The following is a 25,174-nucleotide window of genomic DNA, read 5'->3' on the forward strand; positions in this document are numbered from 1 at the left end:
CGAGCGTTGACCGCCCCCCGACGTCAGGTATGTTCGACGCTTGATAGCCGCTAGGCACGCTCTGCTGGCGTGCCGCAACAGGCCACGTCCCGATAACTATGACGATTGATGATCCCAACCGGACGGCTAAATCGAATACGCGCTTAAAAGACAAACGCAATATGGCCCCCTTCCTGCCAAGGGTGTTCATACCACTGCTGGAAAACGATAAATCAACGCGTCAATGCTGACAAACTTTACCTCTAGTTGCAAGGGCTGAAAAAGCCAATTAGTGTCTGCTTGGCTGTTTCGACATCAAGGCCAGTGAATGGGAGGCAAAATGGCTTCGTTCAACCGGCGGAGCGCAATTCGCATCGGGCTAGGTGGACTTTCAGGTGCCTTGTTCAGTTCAAACGCATATTCGGGACCGCAACAAATCGGTATTCTGACCGGCCCTGTTACCGGGTCTTACTACTCGCTTGGGAGAGTGTTGGCGAACGCCCTAACAACGCAAAACCGACTGATTTCGGCGATTTCTTCGAACGGAGCGTTTTCAAATGTCGGGCACGTCGGTGCGCTATTGGCGGATACAGCTTTCTGCCAAGCCGATCTTGCATTTTGGGCGTACACCGGGACCGAATTGTTCAGCACCTTGAAAAATGCTGATCTGCGTCTTATCGCGAATTGTTACACCGAGACTGTGCACATCCTCTGTCGGAAAGCATTAAACCTCGCCGATGCGTCCGGTCTCAAAGGACGGAAGGTCGCTGTATATGCGACGAACGATGGAGAACTTCGAAATGCAATACTGATTCTGGCCGCCCACGGTCTGAAGCCTTCAGATGTCACCCCACAGGCCATGGCGCCCAGCGTTTGCATTCAGCAATTTGTATCGGGAGCCGTCGATGCTGTTTTCATAACCGCGGCGCAGCGCTCGAAAGAGGTGACCGCACTGGCCAAATCCGGCTTCGCATTCAATCTAGTCCCTCTTGATGCCAGCGCGCGCGAGCACTTGATAAAAACGTCTCCATATTTTTCATCTGACGTCGTTGGTGCGGACACATACTTTACCAGCCCGCCCGTTCTTGCAGTTGGGATCGGGTGTCAGTGGCTAACCACAACAGATCGCGCTGAGGATCTCGTTTTTGATTTGACCACCGGCTTGTGGAACGATCAAACACGGATCGAATTGCTTGCAGGATTCCCGAATGGTCAGGCGGTAATAAAAGAGCGAGCGACACAAGGCACCGACGGAGTGCCGCTGCATCTGGGAGCACAGCGCTATTACAAGCAAGAGGGCATCTCCAAGTGATAGAGAAGGGGCGCTGAAATCATTAGGCAAGGAGCGCACCACTCAACTTGAGATTCCGATCAAAGCAGTCTGCGCGATACACCAAGCTAGTTGCGCCATCATCCTTCCCAAGTCTGCTCAATGCTCCGGAAGTCAATTCTTCGCTGCCCCCGGCGAGGATAACCGCTGATCATACGAATTGAGCTCTCGGCAATTAGCCGGCGCAAACTTGTCGCTCGCCGAGAGCGAGCACTCCGCGCCCAAAACATCAGTCCACCGCCGACACCGCAGCACGTTCAGTTCGGCCTGCCCACATTGGTTGTCGCTAGATTTCCTTCGATCTCTCGGTGCACACATCGTGCACACGCCGCCCTCTAACTATTTGAAAGAATTAAACTCTCGTTCCAATCCATCATTGGACTGAACGGGCGTCGGCCAATCCCAGACGACTCCCCAAGAGTGAGGGTTGAAATGGATATTGATTACAAAAATATGATCGCACGGCTCTAGTTGCGTCAAACCATACGAAATGAAACTCGCTTTCTTTGGCCCAGGGTTATGATGTGGCAAATTTCTCCTGCTTGCAGTTGAGGGACAAGCAAAAAAGGCGCTTGAGTTGGTTCATAGAAATCGACGATCGCAAAGCCGTTCCGGCTTTCTGCTCGGAATCGCTGGGCAATGTGGTGGACGTTCTGAGCAAATGCGGCGCTTGGCTCGAACGTATTGACTCGGAGACATCCGAGCGGAGTTGAGGGATCCCGCAGAAATTTACGTGTAGGCCGCTTGCTCGCTTGAATCATTTGTGAGATGACCTTTGCGCAAACCAGCGCTAACATCGTCCGAGAATGTAGGACCCGATACACCGCTGAGGCTGTCCGTAGCAGCTGCAATCGCTTTTCCGGATCAGAGTATTTCCGAAAGCAGCTTGAGACGAGAAGCCAAGCGCGGGCGGCTTACAGTCGAGATTATTGCAGGCAAGGCGTTTACGACTCTCAATGAAATTGAAAGGATGCGTGGCCGATGCCGCGTAGAAGTAAAGGTGCCCGCCTCCACCTCAGACCAGCCCGCTACAAGGCCGGAACACTCACCCATCAAGCCACTTGGGTCATCCGGGACGGCACGGGATATCACGCCACTGGATGCACTGAACGCGAAGTTGCAGCGGCTGAGCAAGTCCTCAAGGACTATATTGCAAAGAAATACGCGCCGGCGCGCAAGGAACAAGATTTAGAGAAAATCCCCATCGCGGACGTGCTTTCGATTTTCATCGACGACCGCCCAGATCTCTACGTCGAGAACTCCGACGCTCAGAAGTATCTCAATCGGATCGGGCGCCTCAAAGAATTCTGGGGAAAGCTCATGTTGTCCGAGGTGACCCGGACTAAGTGCCGCGAGTACCAACAACACCGTGGCAATAAAGGCGGCGCCCGCCGAGATCTTGAGGATCTCAGGGCAGCCATCGCCAATCATGCGGCGGAAGGGCTGCACCGTGGCATTGTGAAGGTCACACTCCCCAAGAAGGGCCCTGCCCGCGATCGATGGCTGACTCGTGACGAAGCCGCCCACCTAATCTGGACGTGTTGGCGCGCCCGCGAGATACAGACCGTGCACCGCGGACCGAATAAAGGACAGCAGGTGGAAACGAATAAGCGGCCGCTCCGCCATCTCGCCCGGTTCATCCTGATCGGCGTCTATAGCGGGACCCGCGCCGGGGCGATTGCATCAGCGTCGCCGACCGCGGCCATCGGGCGGTCCTTTGTCGACCTTGAACGTGGCGTCTACTACCGACGCGCCCAGGGAAAGCAGGAGACCAACAAACGGCAGCCGCCGATGCCGATCCCACCGCGCCTGCTGGCACACCTGCGACGCTGGAAGGAGCGCAAGATCATCGCGCGGCACTTCGTCGAGTTCAACGGCGAAGGTGTGTCTTCCGTCAAGACTGCGTTCAAACACGCGGTGACGCTGACCAAGCTCGGGCCCGGCGTTTCACCGCATACGCTACGGCACACCGCAGCGACGTGGTTGATGCAGAATGGTACCGACCCATGGCAGGCCGCCGGGTATCTCGGCATGAGTGTCGAAACGCTGTTGCGGGTGTACGGGCACCACCACCCGGACCACCTGAAGGACGCCGTCGCCAAGATGACGGCCAAGCCCACCGCCTCAGCTTCGCCTCAGAAACAAGTCGAAAAGAGGAAAACGAACGTCGTCAAAATTCAATGAAAATGGGCACTTCTAGTGGGAATACTGCGAATTTCCACCGCTCATAACGGTCTGGTTGCAGGTTCGAGTCCTGCCGGGCCCACCACGCTTCGCCCTGCGGGCTACGCGTGGCGCAGCCAAGCGGAGACCACAGGGCGAAGCGTGGTGTCCGGCGTAGCCGAGCGTGGCGAGAGCGAAGACGGACGGGGCTGCCACCGGGAAGGCCATGCCCCCAAAACCAAAATATCGAAAACAACCCCATGCAAAGTAGCCGCGTGGTCGGATTCCCGACGCAAAATCCCGCGAAAACATTTTGACACGTCGGGCAAATCAACGGCAGAATAGCAAAATCGCGCGATCCGTGAGGCCCCGGTCCTGCCTGGCATCGCCCCCCAGTGCAATTAAAACAACCTGCAATTAGAACAACCTGCCCGGCTGATTAGAGAGTCTTATCCGGTCCAATGTGGAACGGGACGCCTTGCGGACTTTCTGATGGCGATCAGCCTCAGACCAGCTCGGCTCCCTTCCGTTCGGGAATGAGAAGAAGCAACGCTGCAATATCCAGAATGTACAGCAGGGCAAGCAACGCGATGGCCGTTTGAAAACCATAGACGGCACTGACGGCGCCCACAGCCAATGGGCCAAAGCCGGCAACGGCCCGCCCAATGTTGAAGAATACGTTCTGCGCAGTCGCGCGGGCCACCGTCGGATAGAGTTCGCTGGTAAGCGCTCCGTAACCACCCAACATGCCATTCACGAAGAAGCCCATGACCGCACCGCCGACAAGCAGATGCAGCGGGTCGACCAGCTGCGAATAGACCACAACCATGATTGCCGCACCGAGCATGTAGCCAAGGAAGGCTGGACGGCGGCCGATCCGGTCCGCGATGTGTCCAAACAAGAAGATACCAAGCGCCATGCCGCTGATCGTAACGGCGGTCCAGATTGCCGATCGAGTAAGACCGTAGCCGAACCGCGTCGATAGATAATTCGGCAACCAGATCATAATTCCGTAGTACCCGAAATTCTGCACCGAGCAGAGGATGATCATCCCAAGGCTGGTTTTGATCGTCTGTCTATCCGCGACAAGCAATCGCAGCGGAGACGTTGCATCCGGCTCGCGGGTTCTGTGAGACTTGAATAACTCCGGCTCGTGCAGAACGCGCCTGATAAAGTAACTCACGATCGCCGGAAAAATACCGACGACAAACATGCCGCGCCAGCCAATCACCGGCAACAGGAGCGGCGTGAGCAAGGCGGCGGCCAGGACACCGAGTTGCCATCCCAATCCTACATACGAGCAAGCGCGCGCACGTTTCGAACTGGGCCAGGCCTCGGCCACCAGCGCCATCCCGATACCAAATTCGCCGCCCAAGCCGAGACCGGCAATGCTTCGGTAGACAAGGAGGTCCCAATAGCCCTGCGCAAGCGCGCACATTCCCGTAAACACGGCGAACACGACGATGGTCCAGGTGAGAACGCGCACCCGGCCCAATCGATCCGACAGCATTCCAAATCCAAGTCCCCCGACGACCGCCCCCACAAGCGTCGCGGTCACCAGCGATGCGGCTTGCACGGAAGTAAGATGCAAATCACTCGAAATCGCATTCAACATGAAACCGAGTATCAGGAGATCAAAGCCATCCATCGCATAACCGATGGCAGAGCCCCACATGGCTCTGCGAGCGTTGCTGTCGATCTCCGAGACCGAGCCCGAAAGAACCGCTCCCGTGGCACTTTGTACCTGGCTCATTTCACATTCCCCCTCTGTTCGGTCGCCGAGCCGATACCGGGTCGATCCAGCGAGCCGGCCTCACTTCCCCAAATGTCGCTGCGCGATGAAACGTGACCTGCCAATTGACGGCATCATTCAAGCATTCATGCCACTTCGCAGCCTTCCTCTGATTGCCCTGACGATCATCCGCCTTTCATGCGCGGCGCGCAACACCGCGGGCGTTATCGAGCCACCGAAAAAGGACAGATCGAGATGTCCCACCTGACAATGAGCTTTTGCAGGTGGATATCTCAACACTTGTGTGTTGTTCCGTCGCGACAACAAAATGGAAATGGTGATAAAGGAATAGGCCGCGCCGAAGCCCACTTGGGCGAAGGCGGGCCGTGTACCCACCCATCAGACCAAGTCAGCCACGCTTCCCGGCAGCCGTGCCGCCCCCAACTAAAATATCGAAAACAACCCCATGCAACGTAGCCGGTGGTCGCCGGCATCGATGTTTTTTAGCGATCCCGCGCAAACATTTTGACACGTCGGGCAAATCAGCGGCATTATTCCATCATCGCGCTATTGGCGTAACGCCCATGGCCCTGCCCGACAACGGGCTCTTCGGCACGATTGCAGGCAAAAAATCCCTAAGCACGGCCTCTTCACGAAGGTTGCAATCGCCGAGCGAAGGCAGCTTCAGGCCTTGTTGGCTAACGCCCGGAAGTTGCTGCAAGAGATGAAATGATCTGTTTTGGCTGGGACGAACATTGCGGGCCGCTCATGGGGGGTCTGGCTGCAAGTCCCGCCGGGCCCGCCAATAAATCGATCACCTATGGGATCTTCATTTCGCAGGACCTCGGCAAATGCCTTCGTCCAGAAGGCTGCTTCGGCTCGCGGCGATTTGAAATCAGGAAGCGCTCAACAGATCGCCCACCTTCTCGTACGCAACACCCTTGAAGCGCATCAACTGAAACTTCTTGATCGGAACATAGTCGGTCGGCGTTGTCGTCATGGTGATTCCCGGAACAAGCAGCGGGGCCGCGAAGCTCAAGAGGTTCGTCGCCTGCCGGAGAATGTTTGCCCGGCTCAGATCATCGCCGCAAGAACGAACGACATGCGACGTCGTTGCTGCGATCGTGTAGCCGATCGCATAGAGATCATCAGCGCGATCCGCATTCGGCACGTAGCGATCGAGGAAGGCCATATAGTCCTGCATCTCCTTCTGCCCGGCCCACAAGGGATTGCCCGGGTCCTGGCGGGTGACCAGGGCCAGCACGCCCTGCGCGTTCTCGAAGCCTGCCGGCTTCAAGGTCGCGCGGGTCGACGAATTGCCGGAGCCGAGAAAGACCTGGGGCTTCCAGTTGAGCGCGGCCATCTTCTGAAGCGCCTGGCTCGCCATCTTGGGAATCGTGATCAGGTTGACGACGTCGGCGCCCGACAGCTTCATCTGAACGATTTGCGAATCGACGGTGGGATCGCCGACAGCATAGCTCAGCTCGGAGGCGATCTGCGACGTCTTGCCGGCAAGGCCACTCTTGAGGCCCGTCAGGGTCGCCCTGCCGGCATCGTCGTTCTGATAAAGCATCGCGATCTTTGCGGCCGGAAAGTTGCTTGCGATATAGCGGCCGATCACCGATCCCTCGATCTCGTACGTCGTGCCGCCAACCATCGTCCATGGGTTGTTTACGAAATCAGATAGCTTGCTTGCCGCGGCGGCCAGGAACAGTTGCGGCACCTTGCGCGCATTCATGTATTTCTGAACTGCGATGTTGCCGGGCGTCCCCATCGCGCCGGCGATGAACAGGACCTCGTCGCTTTCGACTAGCCGGCGCGCCGCCTCTACCGATTTCGCCGGGCTATAGGCATCGTCATAGTTGATGAAAGCGATCTTGCGCCCGTTGATCCCGCCCTGGTCATTGAGCATGCGGAAATAGGCAGCCATCGCGTTGGCCAACACACCGAACGAGGAGACGGGACCGCTCAGCGGACCGAACTGCCCAATGCGGATCTCCTTGTCGCTGGCGCCGGGATCGTAGGATCCTGCTGCGAAGGCGATTTGCTTGGAGAGCCCGGCCGCCAGGCCGCTTGCCGCGCCCGCGAGCACCGTCCGACGATTGATTGTCATGGTTTCCTCCCTCGGCCGAGGCCTACGGAACGCAGCCCTCAAACGCCGCCTGGTATTGTTCGGCCAGTTCCTCGACCAGCTCGGCAGCACCGCCCATTGAGCGCACACCCGAGACGGAATGCCCCGCGCTCCAGACCTCGATCCAGCGCCGCGGTCGATCGCCGGAATCCTTGCCGCCGAACTTTTCCCCGGCGCGGGCTTCGGACACCGACTCATCCAGATTGGCGGGGTCGAGACCCGCTGCAACGATCGATGGCCGCAGCATGCTCGCGTCGAGGCCGGTGAAAGCCCTCGTAAGCATCACGTCATCGAGCGTGCTATCGACCAGCATCTGGCGGTACGCATCGCTTGCCATACTCTCGCGCGCGGCGATGAAGCGCGTACCCATGTAAGCGAGGTCGCAGCCAAGCACGCGGGCGGCCGCCAGCGAGTCTCCGTCGGTGACGCCACCGGCAAGCACGATAGGACCGTCGAACATGGCGCGGACCGCACGCACGAATGCAAACGGGTTGGCCCAGCCGGTTTGTCCTCCGGCGCCAGCCGTCAGCAGGATCAGGCCGTCGGCGCCGGCTTCGATCGCCTTCTCCGCATGGCGCATTGACGCGATGTCGGCGAACACGAGGCAGCCGATATCGTGTAACGGCGCAACCGCTGCAGCCGGCGACCCGACGCTGGTAATCACCATTTCTACCTTGTGACGCACGAGACAGCCGAGATCGTCCTTGAAGCGCGGCTGACGGATGATGAGGTTCGGGCAATGCGGGGCGGCCGGCCGCTCCAGGCCGGCGACATTCCGCTCGATCTGGCCGAGCCAGGCGCTGAGTTCTTCGACCGAACGTGCGTTCGCGGTCGGAAACGCGCCGATCGCACCCGCACGGCACACTGCCGTCACGAGATCGACGCCCGACACACGAAGCATCGGCGCTGCAATCAAGGGCAAACGAAGCCGCGTTGCGATGGCTTCCGGCAGAGCGCTGTGGCGGTGCAAAGCGCTCACGGCTACCTGCCCTTCCAGACCGGCTTGCGCTTTTCGGCGAAGGCCTTGAGGCCCTCGGTACGATCCTCCGAATTCAGCGCACGAGCGGCAATCGGCATCTGCTGAGCCCAGCCGACTTCGTCGGTCCAATTGGCCGACTGGAGGATGATCTCCTTCGAGGCCGCCAGCGCCGTCGGCCCATTGACCAGCAGCTCATTGCCGAACGCCACGGCAGCGTCCAGCGCCTGCCCCGGCTCGACCAGCCGGTTGACGAGCCCGAGCCGTTCGAAGAACTCGGCGGTCTTGAACTGCCCCGTCAATGCGAGCTCCATCGCGATGTGATAGGGAATCCGCTTCGGCAACCGAAACAGTCCGCCGCCGATCGCGACGACGTTGTGCCGGACCTCCGGCAATCCCATCCTGGCGTCGCGCGCGGCCACGATGAGATCGCAGGACAGGCACAGCTCCAGACCCCCGCCGACGGCGTAACCTTCGACCGCTGCGATCAGGGGTTTCCGCGGCGGTCGGCGGAACAATCCAAAGCCGCCGCGATCAGTCGTGCCACGTTCGCCCCGTGCGGCCGCTTTCAAGTCCGCGCCCGCCGAGAAATTCCCTCCGGCGCCAGTGATCACGCCGACGAAGAGTTCGTCTTCGGCGTCGAGCCGGTCCATTGCCGCGGAGACACCCTGCGCCACTGCGATATTGCAGGCGTTCTTCGCCTCGGGTCGATTGAGCGTGACAATAAGGATATGCCCGCGCCGTTCGGTGAGAACCGCTTGTTCGTTGCTGCCTGTCATCGATCCGCCTCAGAGCGCGAAGGTGAAGCCGCCATTGACCGGATAGGTCTGTCCCGTGATCCAGGCGCTGGCGCCCGAGGCAAGGAACAACACCATGTTGGCGACGTCCGTCGGCTGGCCCGGGCGGCGGATGACGTATTTCTCCATGATCTTCTTCGCTCGTTCAGGATCGGCCTTCAGCCGCGCCTCGATCGCCGGTGTCATGGTGGCCGCGATCGCGACGCAATTTGCGGTGATCTGATGACGGCCGAGCGAACGCGCGATGGCGCGTGTAAATCCGGCAGCGCCCGCCTTTGCACCGGAATAGACCTCAAGTCCGGCTTCGCCGGCGCGACCCGCATCGGAGATGATCGTGATGATGCGTCCACCCTGGCGCTCGATCATGCGTGGAATGCAGGCCGACGCGCAATTGATGACGCCATAGAGATTGACGCCGATGAAGCTGTTCCACACCGCAGGTCCCGTTTCCCAGAACGGCTTGCGGGCATCGGGATCGGGAACGGCGCCCGCGTTGCCGGCATTGTTAACCAGGATGTCGACCGGACCGAAGGCCCGCTCGGCAGCACCGACCAACTGCTTCACCGACGCAAGGTCCGTGACATCAGCCTGCACGGCGATCGCCCTGCCGCCGCCGTCATTGATTTCCTTTGCGACCTGCTCGGCGCGGTCGAGGAAGTAGTCGTTGACGACGATACCCGCCGCATTGTGGGCCGCGAAGTGTAGCGCAATCTGGCGTCCGACGCCTTGCCCCGCACCCGTGATCAGCGTCACCTTGTCCTTGAGATCCAACAACTCGCTCATACGTTCCTCTCCCGTCCCTTCCAGTAGGGCTCACGCAATTCCCGCTTGAGCAACTTGCCCATCGTGTTGCGCGGCAATTCGTCGACGATCGACACTGACTTCGGCCGCTTGTAGGAGGCCAGATGCCCCCGGCAGAAGTCGATGATGGCACTCTCGCTTGCTCGATGACCGGGCTTCAGTTCGCAGAAGGCCTTGACCTGCTCGCCGAACTCGTCATCGGGAATGCCTATGACAGCGACGTCCTGCACGTCGGGATGCTTCAGGATCGCCGCTTCGATCTCCGCAGGGTAGATGTTGACGCCGCCGGCGATAATCATGTCCTTGGCGCGATCGGTGATGAACAGATAGCCGTCGTTATCGAGCATGCCGACATCGCCGACGCGGAAGAAGCCGTCTGCATCAAGCGTGTCGGGACCGAGCGGCTTGGCATTGAGATAGCTGCGGATCGTCGCCGGGGTCCTGATCCAGATCTCGCCGGATTGATTACGCGGCAGTTCCTCTCCATTGGCGTCACGTATGCTGATCTCAACGTGCTTGTGCGGCAGTCCGCTCGAGCCGGGTTTCTTCTCCTGCATCTCGGGCGGAAGGTGGCTGATCATGCCGACTTCGGTCGCGCCGTACCCTTCACCAAGCACGCCGGCACCAAAATATCCGATGATCCACCTCTTCAGCTCGAACGGCACCGGAGCGGCCCCGACCGAGAGCGCGCGTATAGAGGAGACGTCGTAAGCGGCGAGCACTGCGCGCGGCAGTGCAGCCAGGCGTTTGTACATGGTGGGAACACCGACCCAACTGGTGACGCGATGCTGTTCGATCAGCCGTAAGGCGCCTTCCGGATCGAACCGGCGCATCATGATGGTGGGATTGCCGAGCTGGATCGCACCCCACACCTGCGACGGACCGGCACCGTGATGCAGCGGCAGCGTCAGAAGCGACACGCCCCCCGGCTGCCCCCGTCGAGATCGCGCCACGTCGGCCAGATATTCATTGACCTTGGGATCGCTCTGGCGTGCTGTGACGACCCCTTTGGGAAGACCCGTTGTCCCTGATGTGTAGAGGATCAGCGGCGGGCGCCCTTTGCCAAACAACGGTGGTTCGGCAGATGCCCCCAGCAAATCTTCCAATGCAACGAAGCCCTCGGCTTGCTTTCCGATCGAGACAGCGAGCTTGATCGGCAGGCCGGCAAACGCAGGCGCGAGCGCGGCAGGATCGTCGTCGTCGCATACCACGACGGTCGCACCGCTGTTTGACAGGACGTACTGCGTTTCGGTGGGCGTCAACCGCCAATTGAGGCCGAGCAGCGAGCAGCCAAGCTTGCTGATTGCCTCGCCGAGAATAGGCCACTCGATCCGGATCTGGGTACGCACCACGACGATATCGCCGGCGACGACACCCCGGGCCGCAAGGCCATGGGCAAGACGATTTGCCACGTCATTGAGTTCGGCCCAGGTCAGGCGCCGGTCGCCTTCAATAAAGGCGGTCGCGTCGGGCGTCGTCGCGGCCCAATGTTCGACACTTTTCGGCTGCGCGGCGCTCATTTCGCAATACTCCGCTCGAGAGACGAGATGTAATTCTCGCCGAGGCGTTGCAGGTCGATCCGCTCGGGATCGGCCAGCCATTGCGCGACTGATCCGCGCAAGGTTGCGAGAATCAGCACGCCCTGCATGTCGGGATCGATGTCGTCGCGCAGCCGTCCGGCAGCGATACCGGCCCTGATGCCCGCTGCGATCTCCGCGGCAGAGTCGCGATTGACCTGCGCGACGGTTGCCGCGACCGCCGGCGTATTGAGTGCACTGGCGAGCACCGCATGGAACGCGCGAACCAGGGTCGGGCTCTCCAGTGGCCTTCGGAAATAGAGGCGGAACGATTCGATCAGACCCTCGAATCCGGTCGCGCCGCTCGAGCTGGCGCGACGGCGCGCCATGAACGACTCGACGACGAAGACAGCAAGCGCCGACAACAGGTCGTCCTTGGTCCGGAAATAATGCGACGGCAGCCCGCGACTGTAACCTGCCCGCGCGCCGGCTTCGGCCAACGTGACCGCCTCGAACCCGCCTTGAGCCACGATGTCGGCCGCAGCCTCGAGGATTTTGCGCTCAGCCTCGTCGCGGCGCTCGGCCTGCGTACGCCCTTCGCGCTTGGAAGCTTCAGCCCCCTTTTCGGACACACGCCGCGCCACCCGGATCATGCTCACTCCCCACCCGCCGTTAGTTTTCGCTTGTAAACGATCTAGAATAATGTTTGTTGGTCAGTCAACAAGTATTTTAGGGAGAAAGTGATGCGGCCTACCAAGCTATTGAAGTCACATCTATATTCAGAAGCGGGCAGCGATGGACGATCCGGCGATCCGGTTCTCCAGGGCGGTCGCTGCCGTTGCGGCTACGTGTTCTTTCCGATGCAGACTTATGGCTGCGAGCGGTGCGGCAATCACGGCGACGCCCTGACGCCGCAGCAGCTTTCGACGTGCGGGACGCTGCTGGCCTCGGCGACCGTGCATCTCCATGCCGACAAGAACCGGCCCACCCCGTTCACGATCGTCAAGGTTGCGCTTGATGATGGCCCCGTCGTCCGAACGCTGCTGGCCGACGGCTCCGGTGACATTGCACCTGGACAGCGAATGCTGGCGAAGCTGGTGCCCTTGCAGCACGACGACGGTGAAACCGTCTTCGATCTTCGTTTCACCGCAACTTTCTAACATTATCGGAGCTGCACCATGTCGCGCCCTCTCAGTGAACTGCGGCCGGTCTACGTCGTCGGCATCGGGTGGCATCGCTACCAGAATCCAAGTGAAACCCCATACGTCACACTTGGCCTTACCGCCATTCGCGGCGCATTGGCGGACGCACGGATCGAATGGCCCGCGGTCGAGTCGAGTTACATCGCGACCGCCCTGCTCGGCATGGCGTCAGGCCGGCCGATGCTTCGTCATCTCGGCGCGAGCGGCGCGCCGATGCTTCACATCGAGAACGCGTCAGCTTCCGGATCGACTGCGTTCCGGCATGCCTGCATCGAGGTTGCAAGTGGCATCAGCGATATCGCACTCGCGGTCGGCGTCGACAAGCGCAACCCGGTTCGGCGTCCAGCCACCGGGATCGATCATCTCGCCGACGACGCCATCGTGCCGTTTACGCATTTCGCGTTGCTCACCAATGAATATGCGAGCCGTCACAACGTTTCGACCGATGACATCGCGCTCGTCGCGGTGAAGAACCACCGCAATGGCTCGAAGAACCCCAACGCGCAACGTCAGCAGGAAAGGACGCTGGACGAGGTGCTCGGCGGCAAGAAAGTTTCGGGATCGTTGACGGCGCTGCAATGCACGCCCATCGGCGAAGGTGCAGCCGCGGTGATCGTTGCCTCCGACGACGGCATCAGACGTTTCGGTATCAACCCTGATCGTGCCGTTCGCGTCGCCGCGTCCGCCGGCCGCAGCGAACGCGTTTATCCGCCCGGCACCGGTTTTGACGCCGCGCTGACGTGCGAAACCGTGGAGCTCGCGCTCGCAGAAGCAAAACGCGCGCCCGGAGATCTCGACATCATCGAACTGCACGATGCGTTTACAGTGGAGGAATTACACTACATTGAAGGCATCGGCCTTTGCCCGGAAGGCCACGGCGTGGCCATGCTCAAGGAAGGCGCGCTCGACATCGGCGGGCGTTGCGCCGTCAATCCGTCCGGCGGACTAATCGCGATGGGTCACCCGATCGGCCCCACCGGGATCGGCCAGATTGGCGAGATCGCGATGCAGTTGCGGGGCGAAGCGGGACCGCGTCAGCACCGCGACGCACGTATCGGTCTCGCCCATATGGTCGGTGTCGGGGCCGTATGCTACGTGCATTTACTCGAGCGTCGCAGCTGACCGGCAAGTCAAGCGACGCATCTCGTGACGTCATCCAAGCGTCCGCAAGCTGCCATCCCTCAAGGGCCGCTTGTGGTCCAGGGCCGACGTCGATGAACCAAGGATCGCCCGCTTCGATCCGGACGCAGAAGTCTCAAACTCGAGTAATCAGCCTCTAGGGGCGCCGCACCAGATGTTTTGAGCGATCCCGCGCAAACATTTTGACACGTCGGGCAAATCAGCGGCATTATTCCATCATCGCGCTGCTGGCGTAACTACAAGGCCAGCAGCAATCCGGAAAATAGCAACATCGTGAGGATGATCCGCCGGAACGACGCTTCATTGACACGGCGGAAAGCGAAAATCCCCAGCGCCGCGCCGGCAAGCAGTGCCGGAATACTGGCGACGAACTCAACCAAGACCTTCGAAGACAAATCGTTTTGCCACAGCATCAGCACGAGCGCGAAAATCTGCATGGCAGCAATGAAAGGCTGAACCAGCCCGCGCTGCTCCGTTTTTGGCACGCCGTGGATGTCGCACCATATGGTCGGTATTGCACCCGGCATTGCCGTCAACCCGCCGACAAAGCCGCCGCCGAAGCCGATCAATGCATTGCGTCCCACATTCATCTGCAGGCGACGAGAAAGCACCGGCCGGAATAACGTGTAGACTGCATAGCAGGCGATGGCGAGACCAAAGCTCTCTCTGAAGATCCGCGCGTCTGCAGCTTGCAGCAACCAGACGGCGATCGGAACGCCAAGCAATCCGCCGACGACCAATACCGAGCTCTGCTTCCAGCGGATACTTTTTCTCAACGCCCAAAGATTCGCGGCCTGCACGGTGATGCTGCAGGCCATCATCAGCGGGACCGCCTCCAGTGGTGGGAGAACGTGAAGGAGAATCGCGCCGGCCACCGCCGAAAAGGCAAAGCCCGCGAGGCCCGAGACGAAGGCGCCGCAAAACACGGCGATACTGAGCAGGCAGAACGACGCAATGTCGCCCATGAGCGAACCCTCCCGGTGGACGAGATCCTGGAATAACGGCTTGGCGATTAGTCCCCGGACGACAGTCCGGGCGGCTCGGCCGCCGCCCCGGCGTCGGCCTGGCGGGAGGAGGTCAATATCGTGGCCGCAAGGATGTGCAGAATGACAAAGCAGATGGCGATCGTTGCCAGCGGCCTATTCTCGCCCGGTGCCGAAATCTCAAGTTTGCGTTCGGACGACTTTTCACAGAGCGACATTGTCACCTCCTCCAACATCTGACCGAGATTCAAACTGGTGCCACCTATTGTCGATCAGGTGACGATACTGTCGAAGGGTGCGCTCTGCCTGCAGCCGTCGAGAATGGTGCAGCGCTTGAGGGAGGCGCCCAGACGAGCCTTCCTTTCGAGAAGAACTCTCGGAGGCGACAAACGAATTCGCCGAAAATGACGCATCACTCCCGGTTGACGCTCTGCTGTCAAACAAGGGGACGAAGGATGCCGCGATCGACTGAAACATCCTGTGAAACAACAACCCATAGAACACGCGGGTGAGACGCCGGGCCTTTTCTTCCATGCGCATGACACGAACACCTTATGTGAGTGACGGGATGCCGCTGGAAGTATCGAACGGGGCGTCGGGCCGCGCTTTAACGCGAGCTTAACTTGTCCTTATCGTTTCCTTGATTTTTGAACGGTGTCCTTGATTTCGGGCCCGCGAGCCGGTTGAATATCCACCTCGCCGCTCCCGCGAAGGCATTGTTTTGCTGTATTTATTCGACGATTTCGTTCTCGACACCGACCAGCGGGAACTGCGCCGTGACGGATCTCCGATTCCGTTGCAGCCTCAGGTTTTCGACCTCCTCGAGTATCTGATCCGCCACCGAGCCCGGGTGGTGACCAAGGACGATATGATCGGTGCAATTTGGGGCGGTCGCATCGTCTCGGAGTCAGCGCTCACCACCCGCATCAACGCAGCCCGCACGGGAATAGGCGATTCCGGCGAGGCGCAGCGACTAATCAAAACCCTGCCACGCAAAGGCGTGCGCTTTATCGGTACGGTGCGCGAAGCAGCCAATGAGGTCGAGAGCGCGGTCGCCCCCCCGAAGGTCGAGATATCCAGCCTGGTGGTCGGCCGGACAGCCCCCTTCGAGACGATCGACCGGATGACGCGGCACGCATTGTCCGGTCAACGGCAAATGGCCTTTGTCACGGGAGAAGCCGGGATCGGCAAGACGGCCTTCATCGCCAAGGCGATCGAGCGATTGACGGAACAGGGCTTCGACCTGCTCTATGGGCGCTGCACCGAGCGGTTTGGAACGGACGAGGTCTTCCTGCCACTCATCGATGCGCTGGTGAACCGTTATCGGGCGAACGGCCCGGAACTGATTTCCGCCGTTCGCGCGCACGCGCCCACCTGGATATTGCAATTGCCAGGTGCCATCGACGCATCGGAACGCGCGGCTTTCCAGGATGAAGTGTTCGGTGCGACGCGCGAGCGGATGCTGCGGGAGTTTTGCGATCTTCTGGAAGCGCTGAGCGCCGGCCGCCCGTGGGTCCTCGTTCTCGAAGATCTGCATTGGAGCGACTTCGCGACGCTTGACGTGGTGTCACGCTTCGCGCGCGGGAACGGCAAGGCACGCGTGCTGGCCCTTTGCTCCTATCGTCCAGCCGACAGCGCAGCGGACGGGCATCCGATCCGTCGCCTGCATCGTGATCTCGAGATTCATGGATGTTGCAGCGAATTGCGCCTCGATCGATTGTCGCACTCGGAGGTCGAGCGCTATCTCGCATTGCGCTTCGACGACGCGGTATTGGCCTCGAGCCTGTCAAAGCCGGTATACGAGCGGACGCTGGGGCACCCTCTGTTCGTTGCCTCGCTGCTCAAACACCTCATCGACCAGGAGTCGATCGTCGAAATGGACGGCCGATGGCGCCTGTCTTCGCAGGCGGCATTTGCTCAAGATCGTATTCCAGACAGCCTCTTGAACATGATCGGCCATGAGCTCGACCGCCTCACCGACAACGAACGACGTCTGCTCGATGTCGCCAGCGTCGCCGGCGAAGATTTTTCCGCGGCTCTCGTTGCAGCCGGCCTGTCTGATGATGCGATCGACGTTGAAAGGGACATCGAAGCGTTGGTCCGGAAGGATCATATCCTCGTTCGTTCGGGGGTTTCCGAGTGGCCCGATGGAACATATTCCGGCTCCTACGCCTTCCGTCACATTCTCTATCAGAATATCATTTACCAGAATCTGCCGCCGGGGCACCGCGCACAAACGCACAAGCGCTTGGGCAAGAGGCTGGAGCAGGCCCATGCCGGCCGTACCCCTGAAATAGCGCCCGCGCTCGCACTTCACTTTGAGCAGGGTCGCGAATTTCCGAGCGCGTTGCGCTACCTCCGGGAAGCGGCAGAGAGCTCGACGAAACGCCTCGGCCATGCGGAGGCCGCAAGCTATCTCACCCGCGCGCTTGGCATACTCGATCGTTTCGATGCTGCCGACGAATTCTCGGCCCGCGTCGCCCTTCTGCGGCAGCGAAGCTGGGCTCTTCGCTCGTGCGGCGACCTCGTCGGCTCCATCCGTGATCTGCGAGACATGATTGTCTGCGCCGAACAGGCGGGCGAGATCAAGCAACAGCTCAACGGCCTCACGGCTGTGAGCAGTCTCTGCTTGCGCGTGGATCGCCACGCCTGCCTTGAGGCCGCTGAAGACGTATTGTCGCGAAGCCAGGCGCTTGCGGACGACACATTCAAGGCTCTGGTCCAGGGCAGCAGCGCGAGCGTCAACCTGTTCCTCAACGGCTGGCGCAAACAGGACGCCACGCTCTGCGACAGGGCGATCGAGCTAAGTGCGAGTGCCACGAACTATGGCATCCTGATCAGACGCAATGGAATATCCGGTATCGTCGATTGCTGGAGGTCGCGGTACCAGGAGTGCCGCCGCGCCGGCACGGAAGGAAAGCGATTGGCGCGTTTGGCCGGCGACGTTTACACTTTTGTTCTGTTCAACGTTCTTGAATCAATCGCGCTCATTCATCTGGGCGAATGGCGCGAATTGCGACGTGAAATCACGGCCGGCCTCGAGCTGGCCGTCAGGAACGCGAACGGCCCCAGCAGCGCATTGTGCCGGCTGACGCTTGCGTGGTTGCACGTCGAAGCGATGGATTTCGATGGAGCCCGGGAGCTCTGCGAAAGCGTCGACGATAGTCTGCTGGTCGGCGATCAGTCGACGTATTTCCACAAGCGGGCCGTCCTTGCGAAGGCCTATGTCGGCCTGAACGATCCGTCGGGAGCTCGCAGGCAATTTGACGATATTGAGCGCCGCAGGCATGAAGAAGGTATCGACATCGAATTTACCGCCGCGACGCAGGTGTATCATTGCCTCGGCGAATATTACTTGCAGGTTGACGACTTTACGCAGGCTCAGAGCTGTGCCCGCCAGCTCCACGACTATGTGGCATCGGCTCCAGATCTCAATCACCTGGCCCAGGCCCACGGACTGCTCGCGCGTACGGCGCTTGGCTTGGGTGATTCAGCGGAGGCTCGGTTGCACCTGTCCCGCGCGCTGGAGATCGTCGACAATGCCGACTTCCCGATCGCTTCCTGGCGGGTGTACCGCACGGCCGCCGAGATCTTCGCGAAGTACGGAGACGTCGACAGGGCAGCGACGTATCGCTTGCGATTTGTCGAGACCGTCCGAAGGCTCGCGCAAAATTTCGAACCCGAGGATCGCCTGCACAAGAGCTTGCTCGCTGTGTTAGCAACGCGAACAGCGCAACTGGAGGCGATGACCTCGCTGCCGTCGCGGCCCGCTTAGCCATTGCGAAGGGCCTAGATTCGCCAGGAACAAACACTCGGTACGCAAACGGAAACGTCTGTATAATTCGTGGGTCCGGTTCTGGCACCTTTCCGAACCGTAGACGCTGACAATTTGCTCCGTTATCAAGTTGAGCCGACTATTTGTTGGACCGACAGCAGCGGAGATTGCGGAATGACACTCTACACACCGGTCCTGTGGTTTTATGCCGTGATGGTGTCGCTAGTTTTCGGTGCGAGTGTGTACGAAACATTGGTCGTGCATCCCGCGTGGAGCCGAAAGCCGCCAGAATCCTTCCGCGGGTTCGTTGGAGTGCCGGTCAGTCGGATGAATATCCCAGCGTTCTGGGCCCCCGTGGCTCCGCTGTACGCGTTGAGCGCGCTCGCTGCGTTGGGTCTTGCCCTTCGCGCGGGAAGTCAAGGGGTAGCCCTCATCGTTTCTACCGTATGCGCCGTCGCTGCCGTTGCGTGGACCTTGCTGTACTTTCGCCCCACCATCGAACGGTTTCTTGAAGCGGGAGGCGGGAACACTCCAACCGAACGCCTGCAAATCGAGGCTCGCCGCTGGATCCGACTCAATTGGATCCGCGTAGGGCTGGTCGCAATTTCTTGGTGGGGAGCCCTCAGCGCCGTGGCGAGGCACGGATGAATCCGGCTGAGCAGCCCAACAAAAAGGCAAGGGTATCGCCAAAACCCAGCGCCCAGTTTAGCCGCGGTCCACCACAATGAAAACAATGACTTGCCCGACTACAAACTGATTGGGCGCCTCGGCGTCCACCAAAATTCGTTCACGAATATCGACGAACGTGAACAAACACGAATGAGTTTGCGTAAATGGGTACGGCCGGCAAGACGGTCTTCTCGCAGGTACTAACTATTCGGGAAGTGCCTCGAAGACGGACAACGGCGAGGCCGTCTGCAATACGTTTGCAAGCCTGAACCCGGCATCGGCCAATAGTCTTCGGAAATCAGTCTCGGTGCGCTCCCGGCCGCCGGGCGTCATGACCAACATTTCCAGATCCAGAAAAGCATAATCGTATAGCTCAAACGAGGACTTTGACAGTGGCCAAACGGGCTTCGCTACTGCAACAGGAGATTCTGGCCAATGTCCGAAATGGGGTGCCGGCTCAACCGGTCAAAAGCGACGTTTCGGGTATGTCGTCGGTATTTCCGCTTAACCCTCGGACTCGGACATCGTCTGATGCAATTGGCCGATGGCTTGACGTACTTGCCATCAGAAATCCGGCAGAAATCCCGTGAACAAACGTAAATGATCTTGATAGAGAAACGCTGATTTTGTTCGAATTTCCAGCCAGGGTGCTGCGCTCATAACGATCTGGTTGCCGGTTCGAGTCCCGCCGGGCCCAGCAAACATATCAACGACTTACTGACCCGGTTCACATCAATGAACGGACACGCGTGTGCAACGTCGGATAGTCCGAACAGTGCCAAGATCAAGATAGGGATTCTTGCATTGCAGCAGACATCGTCACTCGATCACCTTGTCGGCGCGAGCCAGTAACGCCGGAGGCACCGTGACGCCGAGCGCATTGGCGGTCTTCAGGTTTATCACCAGCTCGAACTTGGTCGGCTGCTCGACCGGGATGTCGGCAATCCTGGCACCGCGAAAGAGCATGGCGGCCTGTCGGATAGTAATCTCTGGAATTTGAGTGATACGCGGTCCGTAGGCGGCGAAGCCGCTTCCCTCCGCCATTTCGGCCCATTGATAGATGGCAGGCAGGCGCAGCGCTGAGACGCGGTCCATAATGAGCTGACCATTGGCGAAGAGCATAGGCGATGCCAAAACGTTGAGCGCCTTGGCCCCAGATGCCCGTGCCATGTCGATCGCTCCTGCGATCTCCTCGCCTTTGGCAACACGGTGAATTGAAAGCTCGACGTTGCTTGCGCGTGCCGCCTCTTGAAGCGCGGCAAGCTTCGCTTCTGCTGTTGCGTTGGAGTCAGCCAGGGCCGCCATGCGGCGAAGCCCCGGCACCGCTTCGATCAGGAGTTCCTGCCGCTTTCCGTCAAGCTCGGTAGCGAGGATACTGACGCCGGTTGTATTGCCATTCGGCCGGGACAGCGAGTCTACTAATCCTTCCCCGACCATATCGTCTGCAACTCCGATGATCGGAATTTCTTTCGTAGCCTGCTGTGCGGCACGAGTTGCCACACTCCCGGCGGCTTCGATGACGTCGACCTGGGCTTTGCCCAGCTCCGCCGCATATTGCGAAATCAGATCAATGTGGAGCCCGAAATCGCGGCGATAAATTGTGAGGTTTTGGCCTTCAATGAAGCCACGGCGGCGTAGTTCGTCGATACGTCGCAATGACACGGGCGTATCCGCAAAGGGCTCCAAGATACCGAAACGATAGATGCGCCCCGCTTCCTGCGCCATCGAAACGAACGGCCATTCCACTATTGCGCCAGCGACCAGCGTGATGAAATCACGGCGTTTCACGGATCTTCCTGCTGTTGTTGAGATGTTCTCAACCGCTACGATGTTATCTCTTTCACGCCGCACGTCATAGCCCGCGCATGTCCGGTTTGGCTCAAAACCGGTCCTGACGAGATTGAAACGAGACTTCCGGTCCGCCCCCAAAGGCGACATGCAGCCGGACCGGGCGCACCAGAAGCGGCCTCTTTCAGCTCATGACCTGGTTCGGAAGAATGAAAAACGGCACATAGATGATCGCGAGCAGCACACCTATCGCCAAACACTGAAACGCAATCACCAACCAGAACAGCGATGGGCTCTCGTATCTCAACAGAACGACACCCAAGCCCATTTGTATTTTCATCGTTCTCAAACTGTTGAACAGCTTGCACGACATCAACACGAACGCGAGGAAGACGGGAAGGAGCATCGTCGCCACCTGCATCGTCGCGCTCCTCCCTGCTCCTTGGTATGCGCTCAACCTGCCGCACCCACGCTCACATCGAGCTGGAGGCCTCATGTTCGTGATGCGTGTCGACCGGCGATGACGCGACCTCCTCCAGAACTTTGGCGAACCTGCCCACGGCCCAGTCAATCTGCGCCTCGTTGATGATCAACGGCGGCGCAAAGCGTATGGTGTTGCGATGGGTGTCCTTTGTCAGCACGCCAGCCGGAATCAGGCGCCTGACGACCGCACCGGCATCTGCCATATTCCGGTACAGTTCGACGCCGGCGAACAGGCCGCGCCCGCGCACCTCGCGAATGAGCGGATTGTCGATCGCGGCGAGCCTGCGCAGCAGATGCGCGCCAACGCTCGTCGCGTGTTCCACCAACCGTTCGTCGATCAAGGTGTCGAGCGCGGCCAGCCCGACGGCCGCCGCGATCGGATTGCCTCCGAACGTGCTGCCGTGATCGCCCGGCGTAAAGACGTCCATGACGTCCCGGCGGGCCAGGAACAACGACACCGGCAGAAGCCCGCCGCCGAGGGCCTTGCCGAGCATCAGTCCGTCAGGCTGCACGCCGTCATGCTGACATGCCAGCAACCGGCCGGTGCGTCCCAGGCCGCTCTGCACCTCGTCGCACAGCAGCAGCACATTGTTGGCCCGGCAGATTCGCGCGACGTCGGACAGATAACCGGGCGGCGGCACGTTGATGCCGCCCTCACCTTGAATGGGTTCGACCAGAAACGCCGCGGTTTCGGCCGTGATCGCGGCGGCCAGCGCGGCCGCGTTGCCGAACGGCACGAGCTTGAAGCCAGCCGGAAACGGCCCGAAGCCATCGCGATATTGGGCCACGGATGAAAAACCGACGATCGAGATGGTGCGGCCGTGGAAGTTGCCTTCCGCGGCGATGATTTCCGCCCGATCGGTTGGCACGCCCTTGACCTTGTAAGCCCATTTGCGGGCCGCCTTGAGCGCCGTCTCCACGGCCTCCGCGCCGCTATTCATCGGCAAAGCCGCGTCCATGCCGGTGAGGTCGCAGGCCCGGGCAAGGAAGGGTCCCAACCGGTCGCTGAAATAGGCCCGCGAAATCGTGTCGAGGCGCTGGGCCTGCTCGGTCAGCGCCTTGACGAGACGCGGATGACAATGGCCGAAACTGACCGCGGAGTAGGCTCCCATCATATCGATGTAGCGACGGCCGCTCTCGTCCCAGACATAAACCCCTTCCCCGCGGACGAGGGTGACCGGTAAGGGCGCATAGTTTCCGGCACCGAAACGGGTTTCAAGGCTGGTATCCATCGCGCGATCACCGCTCATGGCGCGTCCTCCGATCGGGGCACCCCGGTGCTCATGTCGCTACCGCTCCCTTGCATGTAGGACGACGGGAACAAAAAGCGAGGCAGGGATCGCACCCCCGCACCAGAATCATGAGTTCCAGCGCTCCCTGAAAACCGACGTTTGCTGCAGAGGCTGCCCGGGCGCAACAATCCGCTGCGTTCGCGCGCGGTAGCGCCGATCGCGGGAGATCCTGGCTGCCTCTCGATCGACTGGTCACCGACGACGAATTGCAAGCGGCGGGTGGACGATCTATGCTGGGTCCACAACCACGCAGCCGCCCATCGTCGGCGAAGGTCTGCAGGGAAGCCCTCGCGGTGGATGGTTTGCATTTCGCACCGGAGGTAATGTCATGTCCATTGCTCCCACGCTCCAAAAATATCTGGCGGCCGAAAACATCCAGTACGAGCTGATCCCGCACGAAATCAGCATGACGTCCACGCGTACCGCGGAGGCATGCCATATACCCGGCGATCGTCTCGCCAAAGGCATCGTGTTGCGGCGCGACAGCGAATATATGCTGGCCGTCCTGCCCGCATCGCACCACCTGCGCCTGTCGGAACTGAGGACAAAACTCGGTGACAACGTTCACATCGCCGATGCAACCGAGATCGTTCAGCTGTTCGGCGACTGTGCCCACGGCGCGATTCCTGCCGTCGGCAAATGTTACGGGCTCGATATCATCGTCGACGACAGCATCGGAGCCCAGCCGGACATCTATATGGAAGCAGGCGATCACGAGACGCTGCTCCATATGGGTCACGCGCAGTTTTCGCGGCTGACGGCCGATGCACCGCACGGGCGCTTTAGCGCGCACGACTGAGGATTTGTCGACCGCGTCGGAAGCTCGGCATAGGGTGAGCGGCGATCCGGGAATCCGGATCGCGAAATCGCTGTCAATGTTCGGGAAGGTCGCAGCGTAATGATGATTTCGTCTGCGACCTTGAGGAACCGATGCCGTCGCACCCGATCGGGTGTATAGTCGACGGGATGGGGCTGCGTTGCATCAAAGTGCACCTGAAACCCGGAGGTCCGCCATGAAAGTCAAAGACGTAATGCACCGGGGTGTCGACTGGGTCAGCCCCAACACCCCCGTCAGCGAAATCGCAAAATTGATGCGGGAGCAAGACATCGGCTGCATTCCGATCGGGGAGAACGACCGACTGATCGGAATGGTGACCGACCGCGATATCGTCTGCAAAGGGCTCACCAGGAGCGACTTCGATGCGCGCCAAACGATGGCGCGCGATGTGATGACCGACGGCATCCATTGTTGCCGCGAGGACGATGACCTCGCAAAGGCGGTGCATCACATGGAGAAGCTGCAACTCCGCAGGCTGCCCGTGATCAACAAGAGCAAGCGGATGGTGGGCATCGTCAGCCTGGGTGACGTCAGCCATCAGGCGTCCGGTGACTTGCTGTCCGAGTGCGTCAAGAGCGTATCGGCCCATCACTGAACCGCGGCCGGCACGGCTTTCGCGATGGCCGCCAAGCCGCGCGACCTGGCGGCGGCGCGACGCCGCTTTATGTCTCATGCCCGCGGTCGAAATCGTCTTCGAAGCGCAGATGCTTGACGCTGCGGCCACGGCGACGCACGAGTTTCAGGGCCTCCATCCCGATTCTGATATGCATTTCGACATAATTCTCGGTCACCGCGCGATCCGACATTTCAGTCTTCACACCCTCGGGAATCATTGGCTGATCGGACACAAGCAGCAGCGCGCCGGTCGAAATGTGATTGGCGAATCCCGCCGCGAAGATGGTAGCGGTCTCCATGTCGATCGCCATGCTTCGGGTTCGACGCAGCATATCCCTGAAGCGATCATCGTGTTCCCAGACGCGACGATTGGTCGTGTACACCGTACCTGTCCAATAGTCCTGACCGAGATCCCGGATCATCGTCGACACCGCGCGTTGCAGCTGGAACGCGGGCAACGCCGGGACCTCCGGCGGCAGGTAGTCGTTCGAGGTGCCCTCGCCCCGAATGGCTGCGATCGGCAGAATCAAGTCGCCGATCTGATTTTTGCGTTTCAATCCGCCACATTTGCCGAGAAACAATACCGCTTTCGGCGCGATGGCGCTTAGCAGATCCATCACGGTCGCGGCATTCGGGCTTCCCATGCCGAAGTTGATCAGGGTAATTCCGTCGGCCGTCGCGTTGGGCATCGGTCGATCGATGCCCTTTACCAGGCCGCCATGCGCCGTGGCGAACCATTCGACGTAATTGTCGAAGTTGGTCAGGAGAACATATTCCCCGAATTCGGAAAGCGGCGTGCCGGTGTATCGCGGCAGCCAGTTTTCGACGATGTCCTTCTTGTCTTTCATTGCCCTTGGATCCATTTGGAGGCGCGCGACAACATCGCCTGTCAGGCTAACGGATAGAGCCGCTCCCTGTCCAATGGGATACATCCGGTCGAGATGCCGGACGCGTTTTCTTGAC

The 25,174-nt window shown here is 60.1% G+C and carries 22 protein-coding genes and 1 tRNA gene; 9 read left to right on the top strand and 14 right to left on the bottom strand.

Features of this window, described 5'->3' with window-relative positions:
* The first annotated feature begins 319 nt into the window (after positions 1 to 319).
* The 3 genes from FFI89_RS27970 to FFI89_RS27980 all read left to right on the top strand — a co-directional run bounded on the left by FFI89_RS27970 (position 320) and on the right by FFI89_RS27980 (position 3,578).
* Complete coding sequence (locus FFI89_RS27970) at positions 320 to 1,291, top strand: TAXI family TRAP transporter solute-binding subunit (protein ID WP_168213076.1); 972 nt, start codon at positions 320 to 322, stop codon at positions 1,289 to 1,291.
* Positions 1,292 to 2,290: 999 nt separating this feature from the next.
* Positions 2,291 to 3,493 (top strand): site-specific integrase, encoded by a 1,203-nt coding sequence (locus FFI89_RS27975; RefSeq protein ID WP_138830757.1) that lies wholly within the window; start codon positions 2,291 to 2,293, stop codon positions 3,491 to 3,493.
* 4 nt (positions 3,494 to 3,497) lie between these two features.
* Positions 3,498 to 3,578 (top strand) — tRNA-Ser (locus FFI89_RS27980).
* Positions 3,579 to 3,977: 399 nt separating this feature from the next.
* On the opposite strand, the gene FFI89_RS27985 is transcribed toward FFI89_RS27980, so the two are convergent.
* The 7 genes from FFI89_RS27985 to FFI89_RS28015 all read right to left on the bottom strand — a co-directional run bounded on the left by FFI89_RS27985 (position 3,978) and on the right by FFI89_RS28015 (position 12,079).
* Entirely contained in the window at positions 3,978 to 5,225 is a 1,248-nt protein-coding gene (locus tag FFI89_RS27985; protein ID WP_138830758.1) for an MFS transporter, read from the bottom strand.
* Between the two features lie 874 nt (positions 5,226 to 6,099).
* Positions 6,100 to 7,317 carry an ABC transporter substrate-binding protein gene (locus tag FFI89_RS27990; RefSeq protein ID WP_138830759.1) on the bottom strand — a complete coding sequence of 406 codons (1,218 nt, stop codon included), beginning with the start codon at positions 7,315 to 7,317 and terminating at the stop codon, positions 6,100 to 6,102.
* Positions 7,318 to 7,339: 22 nt separating this feature from the next.
* The gene (locus FFI89_RS27995) at positions 7,340 to 8,236 is read right to left on the bottom strand and encodes a nitronate monooxygenase family protein (RefSeq protein ID WP_138835777.1); all 897 of its coding nucleotides are present in this window, start codon (positions 8,234 to 8,236) and stop codon (positions 7,340 to 7,342) included.
* An 80-nt stretch (positions 8,237 to 8,316) separates the two neighbouring features.
* Positions 8,317 to 9,090 carry a crotonase/enoyl-CoA hydratase family protein gene (locus FFI89_RS28000; RefSeq protein WP_138830760.1) on the bottom strand — a complete coding sequence of 258 codons (774 nt, stop codon included), beginning with the start codon at positions 9,088 to 9,090 and terminating at the stop codon, positions 8,317 to 8,319.
* A 9-nt stretch (positions 9,091 to 9,099) separates the two neighbouring features.
* The gene (locus tag FFI89_RS28005) at positions 9,100 to 9,891 is read right to left on the bottom strand and encodes an SDR family NAD(P)-dependent oxidoreductase (protein WP_138830761.1); all 792 of its coding nucleotides are present in this window, start codon (positions 9,889 to 9,891) and stop codon (positions 9,100 to 9,102) included.
* Positions 9,888 to 11,429, bottom strand: a complete 1,542-nt coding sequence (locus FFI89_RS28010; protein ID WP_138830762.1) for a class I adenylate-forming enzyme family protein — start codon at positions 11,427 to 11,429, stop codon at positions 9,888 to 9,890. Before FFI89_RS28010 ends, FFI89_RS28005 begins: the two co-directional genes overlap by 4 nt.
* Positions 11,426 to 12,079, bottom strand: a complete 654-nt coding sequence (locus FFI89_RS28015) for a TetR/AcrR family transcriptional regulator (RefSeq protein ID WP_138830763.1) — start codon at positions 12,077 to 12,079, stop codon at positions 11,426 to 11,428. Before FFI89_RS28015 ends, FFI89_RS28010 begins: the two co-directional genes overlap by 4 nt.
* Before the next feature lie 90 nt (positions 12,080 to 12,169).
* Between FFI89_RS28015 and FFI89_RS28020 the strand changes: the two genes are divergently transcribed.
* Both FFI89_RS28020 and FFI89_RS28025 read left to right on the top strand, forming a co-directional pair.
* Positions 12,170 to 12,586 carry a Zn-ribbon domain-containing OB-fold protein gene (locus FFI89_RS28020; RefSeq protein ID WP_138830764.1) on the top strand — a complete coding sequence of 139 codons (417 nt, stop codon included), beginning with the start codon at positions 12,170 to 12,172 and terminating at the stop codon, positions 12,584 to 12,586.
* A gap of 18 nt (positions 12,587 to 12,604) precedes the next feature.
* Complete coding sequence (locus FFI89_RS28025) at positions 12,605 to 13,750, top strand: thiolase family protein (RefSeq protein WP_138830765.1); 1,146 nt, start codon at positions 12,605 to 12,607, stop codon at positions 13,748 to 13,750.
* 254 nt (positions 13,751 to 14,004) lie between these two features.
* On the opposite strand, the gene FFI89_RS28030 is transcribed toward FFI89_RS28025, so the two are convergent.
* Positions 14,005 to 14,733 carry a sulfite exporter TauE/SafE family protein gene (locus FFI89_RS28030; protein WP_138830766.1) on the bottom strand — a complete coding sequence of 243 codons (729 nt, stop codon included), beginning with the start codon at positions 14,731 to 14,733 and terminating at the stop codon, positions 14,005 to 14,007.
* 47 nt (positions 14,734 to 14,780) lie between these two features.
* Entirely contained in the window at positions 14,781 to 14,969 is a 189-nt protein-coding gene (locus tag FFI89_RS28035; protein WP_138830767.1) for a hypothetical protein, read from the bottom strand.
* Between the two features lie 503 nt (positions 14,970 to 15,472).
* On the opposite strand from FFI89_RS28035, the gene FFI89_RS28040 reads away from it, so the two are divergent.
* Together FFI89_RS28040 and FFI89_RS35460 are read left to right on the top strand one after the other, a co-directional pair.
* Entirely contained in the window at positions 15,473 to 18,526 is a 3,054-nt protein-coding gene (locus FFI89_RS28040; protein WP_138830768.1) for an AAA family ATPase, read from the top strand.
* Positions 18,527 to 18,853: 327 nt separating this feature from the next.
* Positions 18,854 to 19,174 carry an anthrone oxygenase family protein gene (locus FFI89_RS35460; RefSeq protein ID WP_371722539.1) on the top strand — a complete coding sequence of 107 codons (321 nt, stop codon included), beginning with the start codon at positions 18,854 to 18,856 and terminating at the stop codon, positions 19,172 to 19,174.
* Between the two features lie 225 nt (positions 19,175 to 19,399).
* Here FFI89_RS35460 and FFI89_RS35465 read toward each other — a convergent pair whose 3' ends face one another.
* From FFI89_RS35465 to rocD, 4 genes are all read right to left on the bottom strand, one after another.
* Positions 19,400 to 19,537 (bottom strand): hypothetical protein, encoded by a 138-nt coding sequence (locus FFI89_RS35465; RefSeq protein WP_138830770.1) that lies wholly within the window; start codon positions 19,535 to 19,537, stop codon positions 19,400 to 19,402.
* 477 nt (positions 19,538 to 20,014) lie between these two features.
* A complete protein-coding gene (locus tag FFI89_RS28055) occupies positions 20,015 to 20,983 on the bottom strand; it encodes an ABC transporter substrate-binding protein (RefSeq protein ID WP_168213077.1) in 969 nt (322 codons plus the stop codon).
* A 184-nt stretch (positions 20,984 to 21,167) separates the two neighbouring features.
* Positions 21,168 to 21,404: a hypothetical protein gene (locus FFI89_RS28060; protein WP_138830772.1), complete on the bottom strand. Its 237-nt coding sequence runs from the start codon at positions 21,402 to 21,404 to the stop codon at positions 21,168 to 21,170.
* A gap of 52 nt (positions 21,405 to 21,456) precedes the next feature.
* Positions 21,457 to 22,716, bottom strand: a complete 1,260-nt coding sequence (gene rocD / locus FFI89_RS28065; protein WP_371721896.1) for an ornithine--oxo-acid transaminase — start codon at positions 22,714 to 22,716, stop codon at positions 21,457 to 21,459.
* 370 nt (positions 22,717 to 23,086) lie between these two features.
* On the opposite strand from rocD, the gene FFI89_RS28070 reads away from it, so the two are divergent.
* Both FFI89_RS28070 and FFI89_RS28075 read left to right on the top strand, forming a co-directional pair.
* Positions 23,087 to 23,557, top strand: a complete 471-nt coding sequence (locus tag FFI89_RS28070) for an aminoacyl-tRNA deacylase (RefSeq protein WP_168213078.1) — start codon at positions 23,087 to 23,089, stop codon at positions 23,555 to 23,557.
* A 214-nt stretch (positions 23,558 to 23,771) separates the two neighbouring features.
* Entirely contained in the window at positions 23,772 to 24,191 is a 420-nt protein-coding gene (locus FFI89_RS28075) for a CBS domain-containing protein (RefSeq protein WP_138830774.1), read from the top strand.
* Between the two features lie 67 nt (positions 24,192 to 24,258).
* Here the strand turns inward: FFI89_RS28075 and FFI89_RS28080 are convergent, their stop codons facing one another.
* Positions 24,259 to 25,059, bottom strand: a complete 801-nt coding sequence (locus FFI89_RS28080; RefSeq protein WP_138830775.1) for an AMP nucleosidase — start codon at positions 25,057 to 25,059, stop codon at positions 24,259 to 24,261.
* Positions 25,060 to 25,174 lie beyond the last annotated feature (115 nt).

This window comes from Bradyrhizobium sp. KBS0727 (assembly GCF_005937885.2).
GTDB lineage: Bacteria > Pseudomonadota > Alphaproteobacteria > Rhizobiales > Xanthobacteraceae > Bradyrhizobium.